Origin of the sequence: Parabacteroides chinchillae, from assembly GCF_900108035.1 — a bacterium.
GTDB lineage: Bacteria > Bacteroidota > Bacteroidia > Bacteroidales > Tannerellaceae > Parabacteroides > Parabacteroides chinchillae.
The window spans coordinates 40,045-57,536 of sequence record NZ_FNVS01000015.1 but is presented as its reverse complement, the minus strand read 5'-3'; the positions used below and the strand labels follow the sequence as shown (position 1 = coordinate 57,536).

Here is a 17,492-nt window from a genome sequence, read left to right as displayed (position 1 = left end):
AAGCATAACACAAAAGAGATGGTTTTAAAACAGAGTGAAGAAGAAAAATCCCGTGTCCAGGGAGAATTAGCTGTTCATTATAACGCAATCCTTAGTTTATTGGGAGAAGACCCTAAGCGTGAGGGCTTGTTGAAAACTCCTTTCCGCGTAGCAAAAGCAATGCAGTTTTTAACTAAAGGTTATAGTGAGGATCCCGAAGCTGTACTTCGTTCGGCAATGTTTCAGGAAGAGGACTATAAACAAATGGTTATCGTTAAGGATATTGATTTCTTTTCTCTTTGTGAACATCACATGCTTCCGTTTTTTGGAAAAGCACATATTGCTTATATTCCTAAAAAGTATATTACAGGCCTGAGTAAGATACCTCGTGTAGTAGATATTTTTGCCCGTCGTCTACAAATACAGGAACGCCTTACGATGCAGATTAAAGACTGTATTCAGAAAACACTCGATCCTTTAGGGGTAATGGTTGTTATTGAAGCACAGCACATGTGTATGCAGATGCGTGGTGTAGAAAAACAGAACTCTTTGACTACGACTTCCGACTTTACCGGTTTTTTTCAACAAGCTAAAACCCGTGAGGAATTTATGAACCTTATTAAGCATAACCGCTAAAATTGTCATAAGTTCTAATTTTTAAGTGCATAGCTCCGTATATTTGTACACGGGGCTTTTTTATGCTTGCAATATTATTTTCTTTTCGTTATTATACCTTCTTTTTTCGTTTTGCTTATTTAAAGCAGGTAAGTAGAAATTATTTTGTTTTTCTTTGTAAGTAAGAAAATAGATGGTTATGGACTCATTTGATGCATATATCACCCGGAATCTTCCATGGGCTAGCTTAGTTAGCACAGTATTCATTATATATCCAAACATATCTTGTCTTCCGTGGCAGCTGGATTTGCTGAATGAGTCTGGCTATATGGTCTTTTTTCTCTATTTTAGTTATCGTATATTCTTCTTCTGGGGATTAATATATTGGTTGATACGCTATAATTTGAGGAAAATACCTTCTGCCCAGTTTAAAGAAAGGTTTATCCGTAATTTTATCTATTCTCTTGTAGCATATCTGGTTTTTGCTTCGGTTTCATTTTGGATATCTTCTTTCGGTTTCTTTACGGATTTTAGAGGCAGCACGTTGATTTCCCAGTTCTTTACCTTATGTACTTTATGTACTTTTATCGGTTATATATCAATGATGTATTCTCGCCAGCGAGAAAAAGAGCAAGAGATTGAACGTCTTCGTTTTGAAAACCTGCAAAGCCGTTGTAATGCGTTGGCGAACCAGATTAATCCGCACTTCTTTTTCAATTCATTGAATGGAATACAGTCGTTAATTCGGAAAAAGAACGATGACCACACACTGATGTATGTCCATCAATTGTCTGATATTTTTCGCTATCTGCTCCAAAGTGACCGGAAAGGTCTGGTAATATTGAGGGAAGAGTTGGAGTTTATACAATCTTTTCAATATGTAATGGAGGTTCGTTTTGCGAATAAACTTGCTTTTTCAATAAATGTGAATCAAGAAAAAAAAGATATGTTGATGTTGCCTGTTCTTTCACTGCTTCCACTGGTAGACAATATAGTTGTACATAATATGATAGATAGCGAACATAAAATGTTGATCTCAATTTATCTGAATGATTATGATGAGCTGGTAGTCTCAAACCCTGTTTATCCCAAGCTCTCTCAATCAGATACGAATGGTACAGGACTTAAAAATCTGGAGAACCGTTTTAGTTTATTAATGAACAAACAAATACGGGTAGAGTGTGATGAGAAAACGTTTCGTGTTTATCTTCCTTTAAAATAATATGCCTTTTAAAAACAGCGAATATGAGAGTGTTGATTGTTGAAGACGAAACTGCGGCCTACGAAAATTTAATAGGTATTCTTTCGGAAGTTGCACCGGATATTGAAATAACAGGCAATACAGAGAGTGTTACTCAAACAGTTTGCTGGTTGCAGTCTAATCTGTTACCGGACTTAATATTTATGGATATTCATTTATCGGATGGTTCAGCGTTTACTATTTTTGATAAAATAAAATTGGAAGTCCCTGTCGTTTTTACAACAGCCTATGACAGATATGCAATAGAAGCATTTAAGGTGAATAGTATAGATTATTTGCTGAAGCCTGTGAAGGTTGGAGACGTGAAGCATGCTTTGGAAAAATATAGTAAATTGACACATCTTGATGTCATCCAATATTTGTCTAGATTGGCGCAGCTTGCTCCTGCACGTAAATATAAGGATAAACTGTTAGTGCCATATAAAGACAGGCTGTTACCAGTAAATCTGAATGAAGTTTCTTTTTTTTATACGTCAGATAAAAGCACGTATATATATTTAAGAGACGGAAGCAAATATCCATACTCCAAGACATTGGAGCAAATAATGCCAACATTGAGTCCGGCAACTTTTATCCGGGCAAATAAACAATATATTCTTAACAGGGATAGCGTCACGAATATAACGATATGGTTTGATAGCCGCCTTCTTGTGACATTGGATGTAGAAGTTCCGGAGCGTGTCTATATAAGTAAAAATAAAGCTTCCGAGTTTAAATCTTGGATGGTGAATAATGTATAATAACTCTTTTTAGGTTGTTTTGAGTTATCCAAAATTAAGATTATATAAATGTAGATCAGAAATTATTTTGTGACTTTAAAATGTAAAAACCACACAAGAAAGAGGAGATGCCCGATGAAGGATGTCTCCTTTTTCGTGATAAATTCTTTATTTTTCGTTTTAATGAAAAAGCTCTTTTTTTGTTAATTTTGTTCTGTAATCTTTGTATTAATAATAAATAATATCTACAGTATGCTACGAAAAATCAGATTGATATTGGCTGTTGCGTTCATATCAATTATTACTCTTCTGTTTCTTGATTTTACAGGAACAATACATGCATGGTTTGGCTGGATGACTAAGATACAGTTTCTTCCGGCTTTATTGGCTCTCAATGTTGGAATTGTTTTGTTTCTGCTGGCTCTTACATTCATGTTTGGACGTATTTACTGTTCTGTTATTTGTCCTCTGGGTGTATTCTCGGATATATTAGCCCGTATAGGAAAGGCAGGAAAGAGATTGCCGTATTCATATTCGCCTGAGATGTCATGGTTGCGTTACGGTGTATTAGCGGTGTTTATCCTTGCAATGGTAATGGGGTTTAATTCGGCGGTAGCATTATTGGCTCCTTATAGTTCTTACGGGCGGATTGTTAATAATTTGTTTAATCCGCTTTGGCTATGGGGCAATAATATGCTGGCTTATTTAGCGGAACGTGCAAACAGTTATGCATTTTATGAAACAGAGGTTTGGATGAAGAGTTTGTCGACGTTAGTAATTGCTCTGGTAACATTCTTAATTCTTGTCGTATTGGCATTTCGTAATGGTCGTACGTATTGTAATACCATATGCCCAGTTGGGACACTACTTGGTTTTGTTTCTCGTTTCTCATTGTTTCGTTTTACAATAGATACGGATAAATGTAATAATTGTGGGCTTTGTGCGCGTCGCTGTAAAGCGGCATGTATCAATTCGAGAGAACATAAAATAGACAATAGCCGTTGTGTGGTTTGTATGAATTGTGTAGATAATTGCCAGCGCGAAGCGATAACTTACAAGCCTGTATGGATGGAGAGGAAGAAGAGTGACGAAAAGTTGGAACAGACGATAAACTTGTCTCGCCGAAGAGCTTTATCTGCAACAATCTTGACGGCAATGGCGAGTACCTTGAAAGCACAAGAGAAAAAGATAAAAAATGTAGAGATGAAGAAGGATGGAGGACTTGCGCCGATTAAAGAACGGAAAGCTCCTCTGCGTCAAACACCACTTGCGCCTCCGGGGGCGTTAAGCGTTCGTAATATGACGCAGCACTGTGTGGCATGCCAGCTTTGTGTTACGGTTTGTCCGAATCAAGTATTGAGTCCTTCAGATAGCTTGATGACTCTGATGCAACCGGAAATGTCTTATGAACGCGGCTATTGCCGGCCTGAGTGTGTCAAATGTTCAGAAGTTTGTCCGGCTGGAGCCATACGCCCGATAACAAAAGCTGATAAATCAGCGATCCAGATTGGACATGCCGTATGGTTAAAGGAATATTGTGTGGTTAATACAGATGGGGTAGAGTGCGGAAATTGTGCACGTCATTGTCCAACAGAAGCAATCCAAATGATTGCAATTAATCAGGATGATAAAACTTCACATAAGATTCCGGTTATTAATACAGAGCGTTGCATAGGTTGTGGCGCCTGCGAAAATCTTTGCCCTTCGCGTCCATATCCTGCTATTTATGTGGAGGGGCATTTGGTTCACCGGATTATATAATTTATTTATAAAGACTAACAACATGAAAGAACAAGATAAGAACATAAATCGTCGCGAATTTTTAAATATTGTAGGACTTACTGCAGCTACTACAACGGCTACACTTTATGGTTGTACTTCTAAACCGGAGAAAAGTTCTGTAGGAAATGCTTCTCTTGCTGTTCCTACAGACCGGATGACATACCGTGTTCTGCCAGGTAATGAAGATAAAGTTTCTTTATTAGGGTATGGATGTATGCGTTGGCCGACAATACCTTCTCCTGATGGCAATGGTGATCTGATTGATCAGGATGCGGTAAATGAATTGGTGGATTATGCAATTGCACATGGTGTGAATTATTTTGATACATCTCCTGTGTATGTACAAGGTTGGTCGGAAAAGGCTACGGGTATTGCTCTGAAACGGCATCCACGTGAGAAGTTGTTTATTGCTACCAAATTATCCAACTTTGCTAATTCATCAAGAGAGAACTCTATAGCAATGTACCGGAAATCATTTGAAGATTTGCAAACCGATTATTTTGACTATTATCTGCTTCATGCTATTGGTGGTGGTGGAATGGAGGTTTTTAACAGGCGTTATATTGACAATGGAATATTGGATTTTTTGATTGCAGAACGTGAGGCAGGTCGTATCCGTCGTCTCGGATGGTCGTTCCACGGGGATGTGACCGTTTTTGATCAGGTCCTGGCCATGCATGATTCGGTTAAATGGGACTTTGTGCAGATACAATTGAATTATGTCGATTGGAAGCATGCTACTGCCCAAAATGTCAATGCCGAATATTTATATGGAGAACTTGAAAAACGCGGAATCCCTGCTGTTATTATGGAACCACTATTGGGGGGCAGGCTTTCCAACTTGCCGGATCATATTATAACACGGCTAAAGCAACGTCGTCCTGATGATAGTGTTGCTTCATGGGCTTTTCGTTTTGCCGGTTCGCCGGAGAATGTTCTTACGGTGTTAAGTGGCATGACTTATATGGAACATTTACAGGATAATATCCGTACATATGCTCCACTTGTACCTCTGGCTGATGACGATAAAGATTTTCTGGAGGAAATGGCAGAATTGATAATTGCATATCCTACAATTCCGTGTAATGATTGTAAATATTGCATGCCTTGTCCTTATGCAATTGATATTCCGGCAGTCCTTTTGCATTATAATAAATGTGTGAATGAAGGTAACGTATCACAAAGTAAAGGAGATGCAAACTACAAGGAAGCTCGCCGTGCCTTTTTGGTTGGTTATGATCGTAGTGTACCTAAACTTCGCCAGGCAGACCACTGTACCGGGTGCAACCAGTGTAACGAGCATTGTCCGCAAGGTATTGATATTCCTAAAGAAATGCAGCGGATAGATAAATTTGTTGAACAATTGAAACAGGAGACACTTCCCGGGTAGATGATTTAACCATTAGTCAACAAAACCATTCCATTCGTCATATTTATTTGAAGAATGAAAGTGGCACCTCTACTTTTGAATCAAAATCAAAAGTAGAGGTGCTATGTGTAAAGTTTATCTTTTATTATTAAGTATAATATATCTTTCGGTAAGCTCGTTGTGGGCACAAACCGATACAATTGCAGACCAAAAGATTGAGGAAGTAGTTGTAATAGCTAAACTTCCGTCAGTACAAATACAGCCTGATAAAACAACTTTCCGGCTAGATGCTTCTGTAGCTCGTAACCAGGGCAGTCTGTATGATGCCCTTCGCGGATTACCTGGTGTGATTGTGAATAATGACGGGACAATCATATTGAATGGTCAATCCGGAATCAATATTTTGATGGACGGCAAATCTACCTATCTGAGCGGACAGGAACTGGTAAACCTATTGAAGTCCACACCCGCTACAACAGCAGAAAAGATAGATCTTATTACGCATCCTTCCTCACGCTATGACGCTAGCGGTAACTCGGGAGTCATTGACATTCATACGCGTAAGATCAAACTCCGGGGAATGAATATCGTGCTTAACGGAAACTTTACTCAAGGGCGTTATTCTACCGGATATGGTAGTGCGTCACTGAATTACCGGAATGAAAAGTTTAATATGTTTGCAACTTATTCTTACTACCAGGGGCAAGAATATGATGAAATGAATATTGCCCGTGTGTTTGTTGATCCACGTACAGGTGAAGATACCGGATTAAATCTGCACCAGAATTCTTATCGGCGCGACCTCAACAAAATGCACTATTATCGTGTAGGGCTTGATTATTATCTGACAAATCGTAGTACATTAGGTTTCACTTTTGATGGTAATCATTATGATAAACACCGGATTGGGACAATGGATTCCTATTTTAAAACTTTAAGGGAGCAATCGGATTCAACCCGGTATACATGGAATGACAGCCGGAAGAAAACTACGAATCTGACGGTCGGAATAAATTTTACTCATAAATTCGATTCGGAAGGAAAAAGGTTGGATGCATCTTTTGACTACCTCCGTTTTAAATATAATGATAATCAGTTCCAGCACGACGTATTTCATGATGCAACTTTTGATCGACAAAAAAGAGATTCTTTGCAAGGACATATGAATGGGATATTAAACCTGTATACAGGACAAGTGAACCTGGCTTTACCTCATGGCGATAAATGGTCGTTGGATGCAGGTGCAAAGACATCATTTGTAAAACTGGATAATAGTGCAAATTATGCAGATGTACTAAATGGAGAGTATATTTATAATACTTCTATCAGTAATTGTTTTGTGTATGAAGAAAACATTAATGCGGGCTATTTGCAGCTGAAAGCAGATTTCAAGCCGATACATGTAGAAGCCGGTTTACGGGTAGAAAACACGCGGGTTACCGGAAAACAATCGGGAAACTCAGTTCAAAGAGACTCTTCTTTCACACAACATTATACAAACGTATTCCCTACGCTGTTAGTGCTGTTCAGCATTAGGGAAAGTAGTCTGTCTTTATTTTATGGCCGGCGGATTGTACGTCCTGACTACGGCGACTTGAATCCTTTTATTTACATCTTCGACGACTATACTTATGAACAAGGGAATACTATGTTAAAGCCCCAGTTATCCAATAACCTGGAGTTTGCGTATATTCATAAAACGTTGTTTAAGGCAAGCTTTTTCTTTACGCACATTCATGATGTAATAGTAAAGAGCTTTTCGTTGATGGACGATAACCGGATACTGGTTTCGCCGGCCAATTATTCTTCGGCTTTTAGTTTGGGGCCGCGTATCAGTACCTCTAATTTGCCGTTTACATCTTTCTGGGATATAAATGTAAATGCATCTGCTATTTATAATCATTTTCGGTGGTTGGCAGACGGAGAGGAACAAGTAAGCAAACGATTGGCTTTTGTAGGAGGATTCAATAATCAGTTTTCTTTTGGAAAAGGGTGGTCGGCCGAGTTGAATGTCTCTTATAGAAGCAAGATAGCTGCGGGACAGGCTTTAATGGCTCCTGTCTGGCAGATGGATGCGGGTATCAAAAAGCAAATACTGAAAGGTAAAGGGAGCATACAATTATATGCGAGAGATATTTTTAATACGTACAATCGAAATATGGATGTGGTTACACCCGATCAGAAAGCCTCTGTAAAAGAACACGAGAGCCAGTCTCTTATCGGCATCTCATTTTCTTACCGTTTTAATAGTGGATATAATGCAAAAGAGAGTCGCTCAAAAAATAGTATAGATGAAAGTAAAAGGATAAATTTGTAATAAAATAATATATATGAAGTTTTTGTTTCGTGCTCTGTCCCCTTTGTTTCTTGGAGTCGTGATGTTTAACTGTATTCGGTTTACCACAGATTTGTTGCGATATGAAATACCGTGGAGCAGTGGTCCTATGAAGTACCATCTATTTGCTTTATGTACTACGATTGTAATGTGCTACGCTTTTGATTTTGCCAGTCGGTATTTTCTTTCCCGGGTAAGGCCGAAATTGAAAATATCTGTTGTTTCGGAATGTATGCTGATAATACTGAACTTGTTGGTTGTTATGAATTTGATAATGTTTGTAGGTGACCGGCTAGGTGTTTTATATATGGGGAATATTATTACTGATTATGTAGTAGCCAATGTGATTTACATACCACTTTTTTTAATTTATTATATTATTCTTCGTACGAATCAGCTGGAAACGGATTATCATCGGCAAACTTTACAACTGGAAAAGATAAGAACTGACCAATTGGAAATGGAACTGAAATTCTTGAAATCTCAATATCATCCTCATTTTCTGTTTAATGTTTTAAATACGATTTATTTCCAGATAGATGAAAAGAATAAAGAGCCGCGGCGTACTATAGAAATGTTGTCGGAGTTGCTGCGTTATCAATTGTATTCGGAAGATAACAAAGTGTTATTGGAGCAAGAGTTTGATTATTTGAATACCTATATTGCCTTACAGAAGCTCCGCGCAAACGAGAGGCTGGAACTGAATACATTTTTTGATCCGTCTTTGCAGAAGTATAGAGTCTCTCCTCTACTATTATTACCGTTGTTGGAGAACGCTTTTAAATATGTAGGAGGTGATTATAAAATAGATATTACTGCACGAAAAGAAAAGAACGGACTCTTTTTTAGTGTAACAAACTCTATACCGCCTTCTGTTATCCAAACTCGTAAACGTGCCGGTATCGGTTTAGATAATCTGCGGAGGCGGCTTGCCCTGTTATATCCTGGCAAACATACATTGGAAATTAGTAAAGAAGATAATATTTTTGTTGTAAAATTGTTTATTGTGTTAGAAGATGCAATCTGTTAAGTGTGTAATTACCGATGATGAACCAATGGCCCGTAAAGGATTGGTTTCTTACGTGGAGAAAGTAGATTTTCTTACACTTACCGGTGTATGCGAAGATGCTATTCAATTGGATAAGTTATTGAAAACGGAACAGCCGGATTTGCTTTTGCTGGATATTGAGATGCCTTACCTTTCCGGACTGGATCTTTTGGCAACACTGGCAAATCCTCCGAAGGTAATTATTACATCTGCTTACGAACAATATGCTTTACGGGGGTATGAGTTGGATGTGACAGATTATTTGTTAAAGCCAATCTCGTTCGACCGGTTTCTGAAAGCAGTTAACAAGGTTTACAACATATTGCAAAAAGAGATGAATATGGCTAATAATCTTGATAAATACTTGTTTGTAAAGAGTGACAAACAGATGATCAAGGTATTTTTGAAAGACATCCTTTTTATTGAAGGAATGGAGAATTATATTGTTATCTATTTACCTTCCGGCAAGTTTACTGTGCACTCTTCCATGAAAAAAATCATGAAATCATTACCTGGAGTCCAGTTTTTACAAACGCATCGTTCCTATATAGTGAATAAGTTGATGGTAGAAGGTCTGGAAGGGAACCAGTTGTTTATTGGAATACATAAAATACCGGTAGCTCGTAATTTCAGGGAGGTGGTATTTAAACAAATTTTGACGGATGTTTTATAGGAACTATATTAATCTGATAAATAGTTTGTGGTATGAATATGGGTATGATGGAAAATGAGACGCTGGCCGAATATTGGATCGGACGTTTAGGTATGACTCCGCATCCGGAAGGAGGTTATTGTAGAGAGGTATATCGTCCTGAATGTTGGAAACCACTTGAAGGGTATCCTTCTGATAAAAGGGTTCTTACCACAATTTATTATTTATTGGAAGGTCAGGATTTTTCTGCTTTTCACCGTATTAAATCGCCCGAGAGCTGGTTTTTCCATAAAGGAGAGCCTTTATTCATTTATTCGTTTGAGCAAGGTTGTTTGGTTGTCCGCGAGTTATCAGATAGGGAAGATGGGGAATTACAGATAACTATTGAGCCTGGAGTATGGTTTGCCGCTCGTTTGAAAGAGCCTTATGGTTTTAGTTTGGTAAGTTGCGCTGTGGCTCCCGGCTTTGAATATGCAGACTTTGAATTGGCGAAGAAGAAAGAGTTGCAAGCTGCATATCCACAGGATATAGAAATAATAGAGCAATTATGCCGGCAATAGATATTTATGTCATTAATATATAAGCCCTGTAGCGGGTTTCCTTTGTAACCGGACAAAGGGAGAGATAACCTTCTGTAATCTTACCGTTTTCCAGTTTTAGCGGATAAGCCTTTTCCATGAAATGATGGTTTTCGTATGCTTCACCGATCTGATGGTTGTAGGTAATACAGAAATCACCTTTCTTTTTGAAGTCTATATACTTTTCAAATAATCGGATGGCTACCATTCCCATTGTATACCGCATATTGATTTCAATACAGGGATGAATGGAATAACTTCCGTTCTTTTCTTTATATACCAGCATATCAACTCCTAAATACCCCGTGTATATATTGCCATATATTTTTTGTAATGCCAGACAAACAGCATTCTGAATTTGTTGAAACTTGTCTTTGTCCGAATAACGACAAAGTAGGGCTCTCATGTCTTCCTGATTCTGTAAAATATTACCGGAATAAGAACCTTTCTCTTCTGTGTTGAAAACAGACAGACCCTTGTATTCTACCGTTCCTTTTCCATCGGAATAAAATTCCATAGCAAAATCTTGTACTTTATCCAGGCCGTATTCTATACTGATGGTTCGTTGTTTGTTGAAAGCCCCGTTTATCCAGGCTTTGTCTTTGTCGGTCAGTTCAGGCCTGTTTATCCAATGCAATCCTCTTCCGGAAGAAGAATATGGGGTTTTCAGAATAAAGGGCGCATGGTGTAATGTAAGGTGTTTTTTTATTTCATCAATTTGGGTGCAAAATGCCGGGGTAGAAGGAATTGAAATGCCTGGTAATAAGTTACGTAACATCTCCAGGCATTCGGCTGCTGTTTGCCGTCCGGCCAAGCGTTTGTATTCTTCTTTCCAGCTTGGGACAGCTATGTTTAGTGCAAATTTCTTTTTTAGTTTTTCAAATAATTGGATGCTATGAGGTGATAATCCCCAGGGAGCCGCTTCTGTTTTTTCGGAAGAAGAAATAAATTTGTTTATTTCTTTGGGTATTACAGGAGTGGCAAACGGATGAAATACTTCGGGTTGTAAAGATAGAAAGTGAAGAGAATTTATTTCATCTATTAGTACATAATCCTCCGGATTTGCATACCATGCGGGCAAGAAAGCCAGCTCTTTTGTCATTCTTTGTACATTGGCTGGCGGAGTATAGTTTTCTGTTCCTAAAAGTATGGCTGTTTCATGGCCCGGATTAAAGTAATGAATTTTTCTGGTCATAGCAGATAAAATAACGAAGCCGTCTTGTTGAGAGGACGGCTTCATTAATTATTATGTCTTTGAATTTGGTTTATTCGAGATTTTCATCAATTGCTTCAATCTTTTTGATTGTAAGCTCCATATCCTCCTTCAGCTTTTCGATCTTACGTTCCATCTCTTTCAACAGTCCGCCACCACCTTTTGATGAAACACTAAGGAAGCCGATGTTGTTTTCGTAAGTCTGCAGTTCATTTTTCATGCGTTCGTACATGCGCATTAGCTTTTCACGTTCTCCGTAAAGTTTGCCTTTGCTGTGTTCGCCGCTGGCCATATCATTCAGATTGCTGCGGAAGTTTTGCATCTTACGGTCGTTCTTGTCTACTTTCAGACGGTCAAACTGTTTGTCTATAGCTTCGTGATATTCTTTGTATATTTTATCTTTTTCTTTGAATGGGACGAAACCTATGGAACCCCACTCGGACATAAGACCTTTCAATGTTGCCAAAGCCTCCTCAGGGTCTGTTTCATTTAGGCTGTTAATTTTTTCAATTAATACTTTTTTTGCAGATAGGTTATTTTGTTCGATGCTCTTTTGTGAGACTACATTTTTATTTTTTTGTTCAAAGAAATAGTCACAAGCAGAAATAAAACGTTTCCAGATAGTATCTGAATGTTTGCGGGCTACGGAACCGATGGTTTTCCATTCTTTCTGTAATGCAATCATTTTCTCTGTTGTTTCTTTCCAATCTGTGCTGTCTTTTAAGGCTTCAACCTTCTCACATAATGCCTTTTTGAGTTCGAGATTCTTTTCCATCTCCTCTTTGATGGCCTTGTAAAATTCACTCTTTTTATTAAAGTAAATGTCACAAGCGGCGCGGAAACGTTCAAAAATCTTTACATTGAATTTCTTTGGTGCAAAACCGATGGTTTTCCACTTTTCCTGTAAGGCGATGACTTCTTTGTTTTTTTCCTCCCAGTCTTTGAATGATTTCAAAGTGCTGAAATCTATTGCTTCAATTTCTTCACAGATTGCAGTTTTAGCTTCCAGATTTTCCTGTTCTTTTGCTTTCAGCTTCTCAAAATGTTCCTGGTGGCGTTTGTTGATAACTGTAGATGCATTTTTAAAACGAGTCCATAAATCTTCGCGCAACTCTTTCGCTACCGGACCAATTTCGCGCCATTGCTGGTGCAGTTTCTGTAATTGGTGGAAAGCTGAAATAACATCCTGCTCATTTTCCAGTTTTTCTACCGTCTCACAAAGAGCTGTCTTTAATTCAAGATTCTTTTTGAAGTCGTAGTCACGGAACTGGTTATTGATTTTTATAATATCGTAGAACTTTTCGCTGTAAGTTGTATATTCTTTCCACAAGTCGTTTACATGCTCTTGTGGAACGGCTTTGATATCTTTCCATTTCTGTTGAATATCCTTGAAGTCGTTATATAGTTTGTTGAAGTCTTCCTGACTTTCGCTTAACGCTTTTAGTTGATCAATCAGTTGAAGTTTAAGCGTGTAGTTCTCTGCTTTTATACGTTCTTCTTCTGCAAGAACAGCTGCCCTTTTTTCTTTATATGTAGCCAGTAAATTCTTGATTTGATTTTCTATTTCATCTTCAGGAGCTACAAAATCCTTTTCTTCTCCCCCATTTTCAAGGAAAACTTTCTTTAGTTCGTCCACCTCGCTGCGGCGAATCTTATAATATGTCTGTTTCAAAGATTCTACTTCGCTACGGGAAGTTTCTGCCGATTTTTCAACTAACTCTGTTAGTTTATTGACAATTTCTTCTTTGGTTAACTTGCTGACAGCAGTAACTTCTTCTTCCGAAACTGTGTTTTCAACATTATTCGGAGTTTCTTCCGATCCGATAACCGGAGCTTTAGCTTCTTCCAATTTGCCGGTTTCTTCTACAGGCAGATTAGTCTCAACGGTGTCCTTCATATACAATCACTTATTTAAGAAAAGGATATATTTCCTATATCAAGTCACAAATTAAGCTAAATATTTTGTGATAACAGCATTTACAAGCAATTATTTGCATGCAAAAGTTAATATTTAATCCCCATTTTACGAAACATATTAAAATCGGTCTCTTTTAACTTTATATCTTTCAGTAAAATAGGAAGGTTGTGATCGTTCAGGTATAATCGTTTTTGCTCTGTAAAATCTTTGCTAACTACTGATAACGAGTCATTTTTATAAGGCGTATTTATTCCTCCGATATCTAGCATAGTATGAAAAACCGAGTTGCTGGATATGGCTTTTGAACTGTTTTCTTTTGCCGTATTATATAAGGAAATATGATTTTCCAGATAAGGCTGGGACATCCATATCAGATAAGGTACATGCAATTGATAATAACTGGGTACGGGAGATGCATGGAGAAATAGATTCCGATTGTCGTCGAAAATGTCTTCTCCGTGATCGGAAGTGTAAAGCATTGCAGCCGAAGCCAGTGTGTTATCCAGTATTGTTATGAGCCGGGACAGAAAGTCGTCGGTGTAGCAAATCGTATTGTCGTATGCATTTATGAGATTTGTACGGTATTTGACTTCTGCTCCTTCCACCTGGTCTGGTAAAAAAGCCGCTTTAGTAGTAGGATAACGCTCCTGGTAATTGAAATGTGACCCATATGTATGCAATACAATGAATTGTTTATTGTAGTTTTTCCAGATTTCTTTTTCAACCATATCTAGTAACACATCATCCGATGGGTTGAATTTGGAATCCAGACTGTCTTCTTTAATGAAGTCGTATATGTCGGCTTCTTCACCGAAAAAGTCGATAAATGAATGATTAGGCCTTTGGTTTGAAAAAAAAGCAGTATGAAAACCTGCTTCTTTGAAAGCAGTGACGATACCCTTTTGTTTATATATGCAATCATAATTATCGGCAGATACGGCCGACAACAATATGGGAACACTTTTATGGGTGGTGTTTGATTGTGTTAGCGCATCTTTGAAAATTGTCAGACCGTTTATCCGGGCAAGTTGGGGGGTTGTATTGCGTTCATAGCCATATAGTCCCCAATTCAAGGCTCTTGATGTCTCTCCTATGACGAGAACATAAATTTCTTTTTCTTCCTGGGCATGGGATGGTTTTGCCTGAAAAGTGAAGCCGGAAGAAGTTGTTTTGTATAGTTCGAGTTTATGCTGGCGTTGAATAGCTAAGCCGACATTATAGCAAACATTTAAGGGGAACATGTCTGTTTGTATCTTATATCCGGGCTCTACCTGGTAAGTAAAAAGCGTAAATAAAATACCTATGGATAGAATAATAGAAGAAACCGTTTTTTCTTTGCGGAGAAAATTATCGGTTAGTTTTTCTTTCCGATAGATAGATGCAATCCCTAAAGCCAATGCTGGTAAGTATAGGAAGCAGACACCAATGATGGCAGGAGTTAAATTGTCTAATAATTCCATAGCTTCACTGGAGTTTGTTGTTGCCAGATTCAGGAACATATCTACGGCTATAATCGATTCGCCGAATAAATACAAAAGTACTAATTGGAATGCCCCGAAGAATATAAAAGGAAATAATATCCAAAGCACTTTCCCCGGTTTGGCGGATAAAGACATCAGGAACCAATAGAAAGATAGCGGTACCAATATATTGCATAAATTAGCAAGGAAAGACATTTTTTCTGTAAACAGAAAGAATATATTGGGTACTATCAGTACAAATAAAAAAAAGAAAAATAGAACTTGCTGATCAAAAACAGCATGGTATATATTCTTAAAATGCTTCATTGATATTAAATATAAATCCGGTTTGATTTTTTCCAAATCCTAAATCCAGCCGTACGTTTACACCTCTTTTAAACTCCCATCTATAACCAAAACCATAATTCGGCAAAGTATGTTTAAATTGTAATTCGTCAAATTGATGGAATATATTGCCGGCACCAACCCATACGACAACTCCGTTTCTTCTCCATATATGCTGGCGTAATTCAACTTGTATCTCCATTATATTTTTGTCACGATAACGACCTTCGTAATAACCCCGCATGGCATACGAACTGCCTAATATAGCCATTAATCCCCAAGGCGGATTCCCATAATTAAATAAAGAGTGGAATTCTCCGGCTAAAATGCCTCCTTTCCATACTGTATGGTAGATGCTGGTGCGGATATCTGTGGCACTGAATGCATATTTGTTTCCTAAAAAAGCGGGACTGAATTTTTGTTCTGCTTTTAGATAATATCCTCTTGTTGCATTCGTAAGCATATCTCTCGAGTCATAAGACAATATGATACCTCCCGTAAGATTGGAAGTCGTCATTGCCATTCCTTCCAGTAATTCCGGTTTTCTGAAATCCATACCATGTACATAATCAAAACTTATGCTTGGACCAAGGTATAAATTTGTTGCAAGACGGAATAAAAAATCTGTTTTTACCTGTGCTTGAAAACGTTTGTATTTACTCTCGTTGTCGTTGTTATTACCGTTGTCATATCCAATACCCCAGAATTTGCTGGGGAAAGAATAAAAGTAAAGGTTATAGTTTAACCTGTATTTATTTTGCGGGAATAAATTATTCCCCCGTATTCCTAAAAGAAAGAAACCTACGGTCGAAACATCGCCGTATAATGAGACATTGGAGGGGGGAAGAAGAGTATCTCTCCTGTCCATACGGTAAAGTCCTGCGGCGACAAGCCCGATGCCTACTTTGGTATCACTTGAATAATGGGGACCGCCGATGATACTGAAGTCAAACGGTTTGTTTTTTGTGTTTTTATTGGAATCTTCGAAATAATCTAATACTTTTTTGATAAGAGAACGGCGTTCAGCTGAATCTTTCTGCGCATAATGATTGTCGTTTGCCTTTAAGCCGTTTCTGGCAAAGCCGGACCGGACACATGAAAATAATATAACACCAATAAAAAATATCGATAATTGTTGCTTCATCTCCTATTTTTTTAACATCTGCGATTTAATAAAAAATAGTGAGGCTGAATTGTTCTTATATAATCAATATTCGTACATTTATTTACATATTGCTTTGAATAAGTGCTTCCGTTACCATTTTCCCTTTTGCAGAACCTGCAAAATCTATTAAAACGATGCCACAACTGCTTTTCCCTAACCTCCGGATATGTTTGGCTACAGGTTCATTTACTTTTTCGGCAAAATGTATCGGGCCAGAGACCGGAACAGCAGTTGCACTTACGAAAGTAATAGCCCAAAGGTCAGAGTTGGCAGGTTCGGATGCTCTTTTATTGATATTGTCTATACATACTTGCGTTTTATAGCCGGCTTTTTCATCTGACGGATAAAGGTATTCGTCTTCTACAATAGCACGTCCTTCTGTCCCGTTGTTATCTCGCATAGACATGTTGAATGTGGCGTTGTCTCCCCATACCGATCCCAGGCATTCAACTCCGGGATAGTTCTTCATGGCATGGTCGCGATGCATAAATAAAATTTTACCACGACATTCTCCCAACGTAATGTCCGGACGAAAATCCTGAATGAAATAAGATTGATATTCCGGTTTTTCTAAAGTGGAAGATAAAGACCGGGCATAATCGGATATTTTCCCATTTTCTTTTTTAAGCGATACGATCAAAGTTTCGGAAGGGTTCTTTTGTAGAAAACGGATAAAGTCTGCCAGAACGTTTTCTTCCCAATAAATATCCTGAAATGCAGGTCCGTGATAAACGCCTAGTTTGCCGTCTTCCATAGCCTGCAACCGGATATCAAAGCAACGTATTCCTTCTGCTAATTGAGAGGCAATGTCTATATCTTGTGTTTGAAGTAAAATGCCGCCATTGCGACAGGCTCCGCTGTCGTGACTTCCCGGTATGGAAATCAGGCATAGGCGGGTGTTATCCGCAAGTTTCGACATCCAGTTCTGAAAGTCGTTTGTTTCCAGGGATGTTTGCTTTACAGCTTGGGAATAGGCTGTAAATGCACAGAGCAGGCTAATAATGATTCCGTATAAAACTCTCATTTATGATTCTCTTTTGATCGTTTATGGAC

The 17,492-nt window shown here is 38.1% G+C and carries 14 protein-coding genes; 9 read left to right on the top strand and 5 right to left on the bottom strand.

The features are described 5' to 3' along the window. The first annotated feature begins 18 nt into the window (after positions 1-18). From folE to C4S38_RS12135, 9 genes are all read left to right on the top strand, one after another. Complete coding sequence (folE, locus tag C4S38_RS12175; RefSeq protein ID WP_103983938.1) at positions 19-615, top strand: GTP cyclohydrolase I FolE; 597 nt, start codon at positions 19-21, stop codon at positions 613-615. A 178-nt stretch (positions 616-793) separates the two neighbouring features. Then, the gene (locus C4S38_RS12170) at positions 794-1,816 is read left to right on the top strand and encodes a sensor histidine kinase (protein ID WP_103983937.1); all 1,023 of its coding nucleotides are present in this window, start codon (positions 794-796) and stop codon (positions 1,814-1,816) included. 23 nt (positions 1,817-1,839) lie between these two features. After that, on the top strand, positions 1,840-2,595 hold the full coding sequence (locus C4S38_RS12165) for a LytR/AlgR family response regulator transcription factor (RefSeq protein WP_103983936.1): 756 nt from the start codon (positions 1,840-1,842) through the stop codon (positions 2,593-2,595). Between the two features lie 231 nt (positions 2,596-2,826). Beyond that, positions 2,827-4,335 carry a 4Fe-4S binding protein gene (locus tag C4S38_RS12160; RefSeq protein ID WP_103983935.1) on the top strand — a complete coding sequence of 503 codons (1,509 nt, stop codon included), beginning with the start codon at positions 2,827-2,829 and terminating at the stop codon, positions 4,333-4,335. A 22-nt stretch (positions 4,336-4,357) separates the two neighbouring features. After that, positions 4,358-5,746 carry an aldo/keto reductase gene (locus C4S38_RS12155; RefSeq protein ID WP_103983934.1) on the top strand — a complete coding sequence of 463 codons (1,389 nt, stop codon included), beginning with the start codon at positions 4,358-4,360 and terminating at the stop codon, positions 5,744-5,746. Positions 5,747-5,849: 103 nt separating this feature from the next. Next, complete coding sequence (locus C4S38_RS12150) at positions 5,850-8,042, top strand: outer membrane beta-barrel family protein (protein WP_103983933.1); 2,193 nt, start codon at positions 5,850-5,852, stop codon at positions 8,040-8,042. Positions 8,043-8,055: 13 nt separating this feature from the next. After that, complete coding sequence (locus tag C4S38_RS12145; RefSeq protein WP_103983932.1) at positions 8,056-9,090, top strand: sensor histidine kinase; 1,035 nt, start codon at positions 8,056-8,058, stop codon at positions 9,088-9,090. Next, positions 9,077-9,781 (top strand): LytR/AlgR family response regulator transcription factor, encoded by a 705-nt coding sequence (locus C4S38_RS12140; protein ID WP_103983931.1) that lies wholly within the window; start codon positions 9,077-9,079, stop codon positions 9,779-9,781. The genes C4S38_RS12145 and C4S38_RS12140 overlap by 14 nt, the downstream gene beginning before the upstream one ends. Positions 9,782-9,813: 32 nt before the next feature. Then, a complete protein-coding gene (locus C4S38_RS12135; protein WP_234999368.1) occupies positions 9,814-10,320 on the top strand; it encodes a cupin domain-containing protein in 507 nt (168 codons plus the stop codon). Between the two features lie 4 nt (positions 10,321-10,324). Here C4S38_RS12135 and C4S38_RS12130 read toward each other — a convergent pair whose 3' ends face one another. From C4S38_RS12130 to C4S38_RS12110, 5 genes are all read right to left on the bottom strand, one after another. After that, a complete protein-coding gene (locus tag C4S38_RS12130; RefSeq protein WP_394340852.1) occupies positions 10,325-11,578 on the bottom strand; it encodes a hypothetical protein in 1,254 nt (417 codons plus the stop codon). Positions 11,579-11,603: 25 nt separating this feature from the next. Beyond that, positions 11,604-13,448: a DUF349 domain-containing protein gene (locus C4S38_RS12125; RefSeq protein WP_103983930.1), complete on the bottom strand. Its 1,845-nt coding sequence runs from the start codon at positions 13,446-13,448 to the stop codon at positions 11,604-11,606. Positions 13,449-13,555: 107 nt separating this feature from the next. Beyond that, a complete protein-coding gene (locus tag C4S38_RS12120) occupies positions 13,556-15,256 on the bottom strand; it encodes a lipid A phosphoethanolamine transferase (RefSeq protein WP_103983929.1) in 1,701 nt (566 codons plus the stop codon). After that, positions 15,243-16,418, bottom strand: coding sequence for a BamA/TamA family outer membrane protein (locus C4S38_RS12115; RefSeq protein WP_103983928.1), 1,176 nt, complete (start codon positions 16,416-16,418; stop codon positions 15,243-15,245). Before C4S38_RS12115 ends, C4S38_RS12120 begins: the two co-directional genes overlap by 14 nt. 82 nt (positions 16,419-16,500) lie before the next feature. Further along, positions 16,501-17,463 carry a phosphatidylinositol-specific phospholipase C gene (locus tag C4S38_RS12110; protein WP_103983927.1) on the bottom strand — a complete coding sequence of 321 codons (963 nt, stop codon included), beginning with the start codon at positions 17,461-17,463 and terminating at the stop codon, positions 16,501-16,503. Positions 17,464-17,492 lie beyond the last annotated feature (29 nt).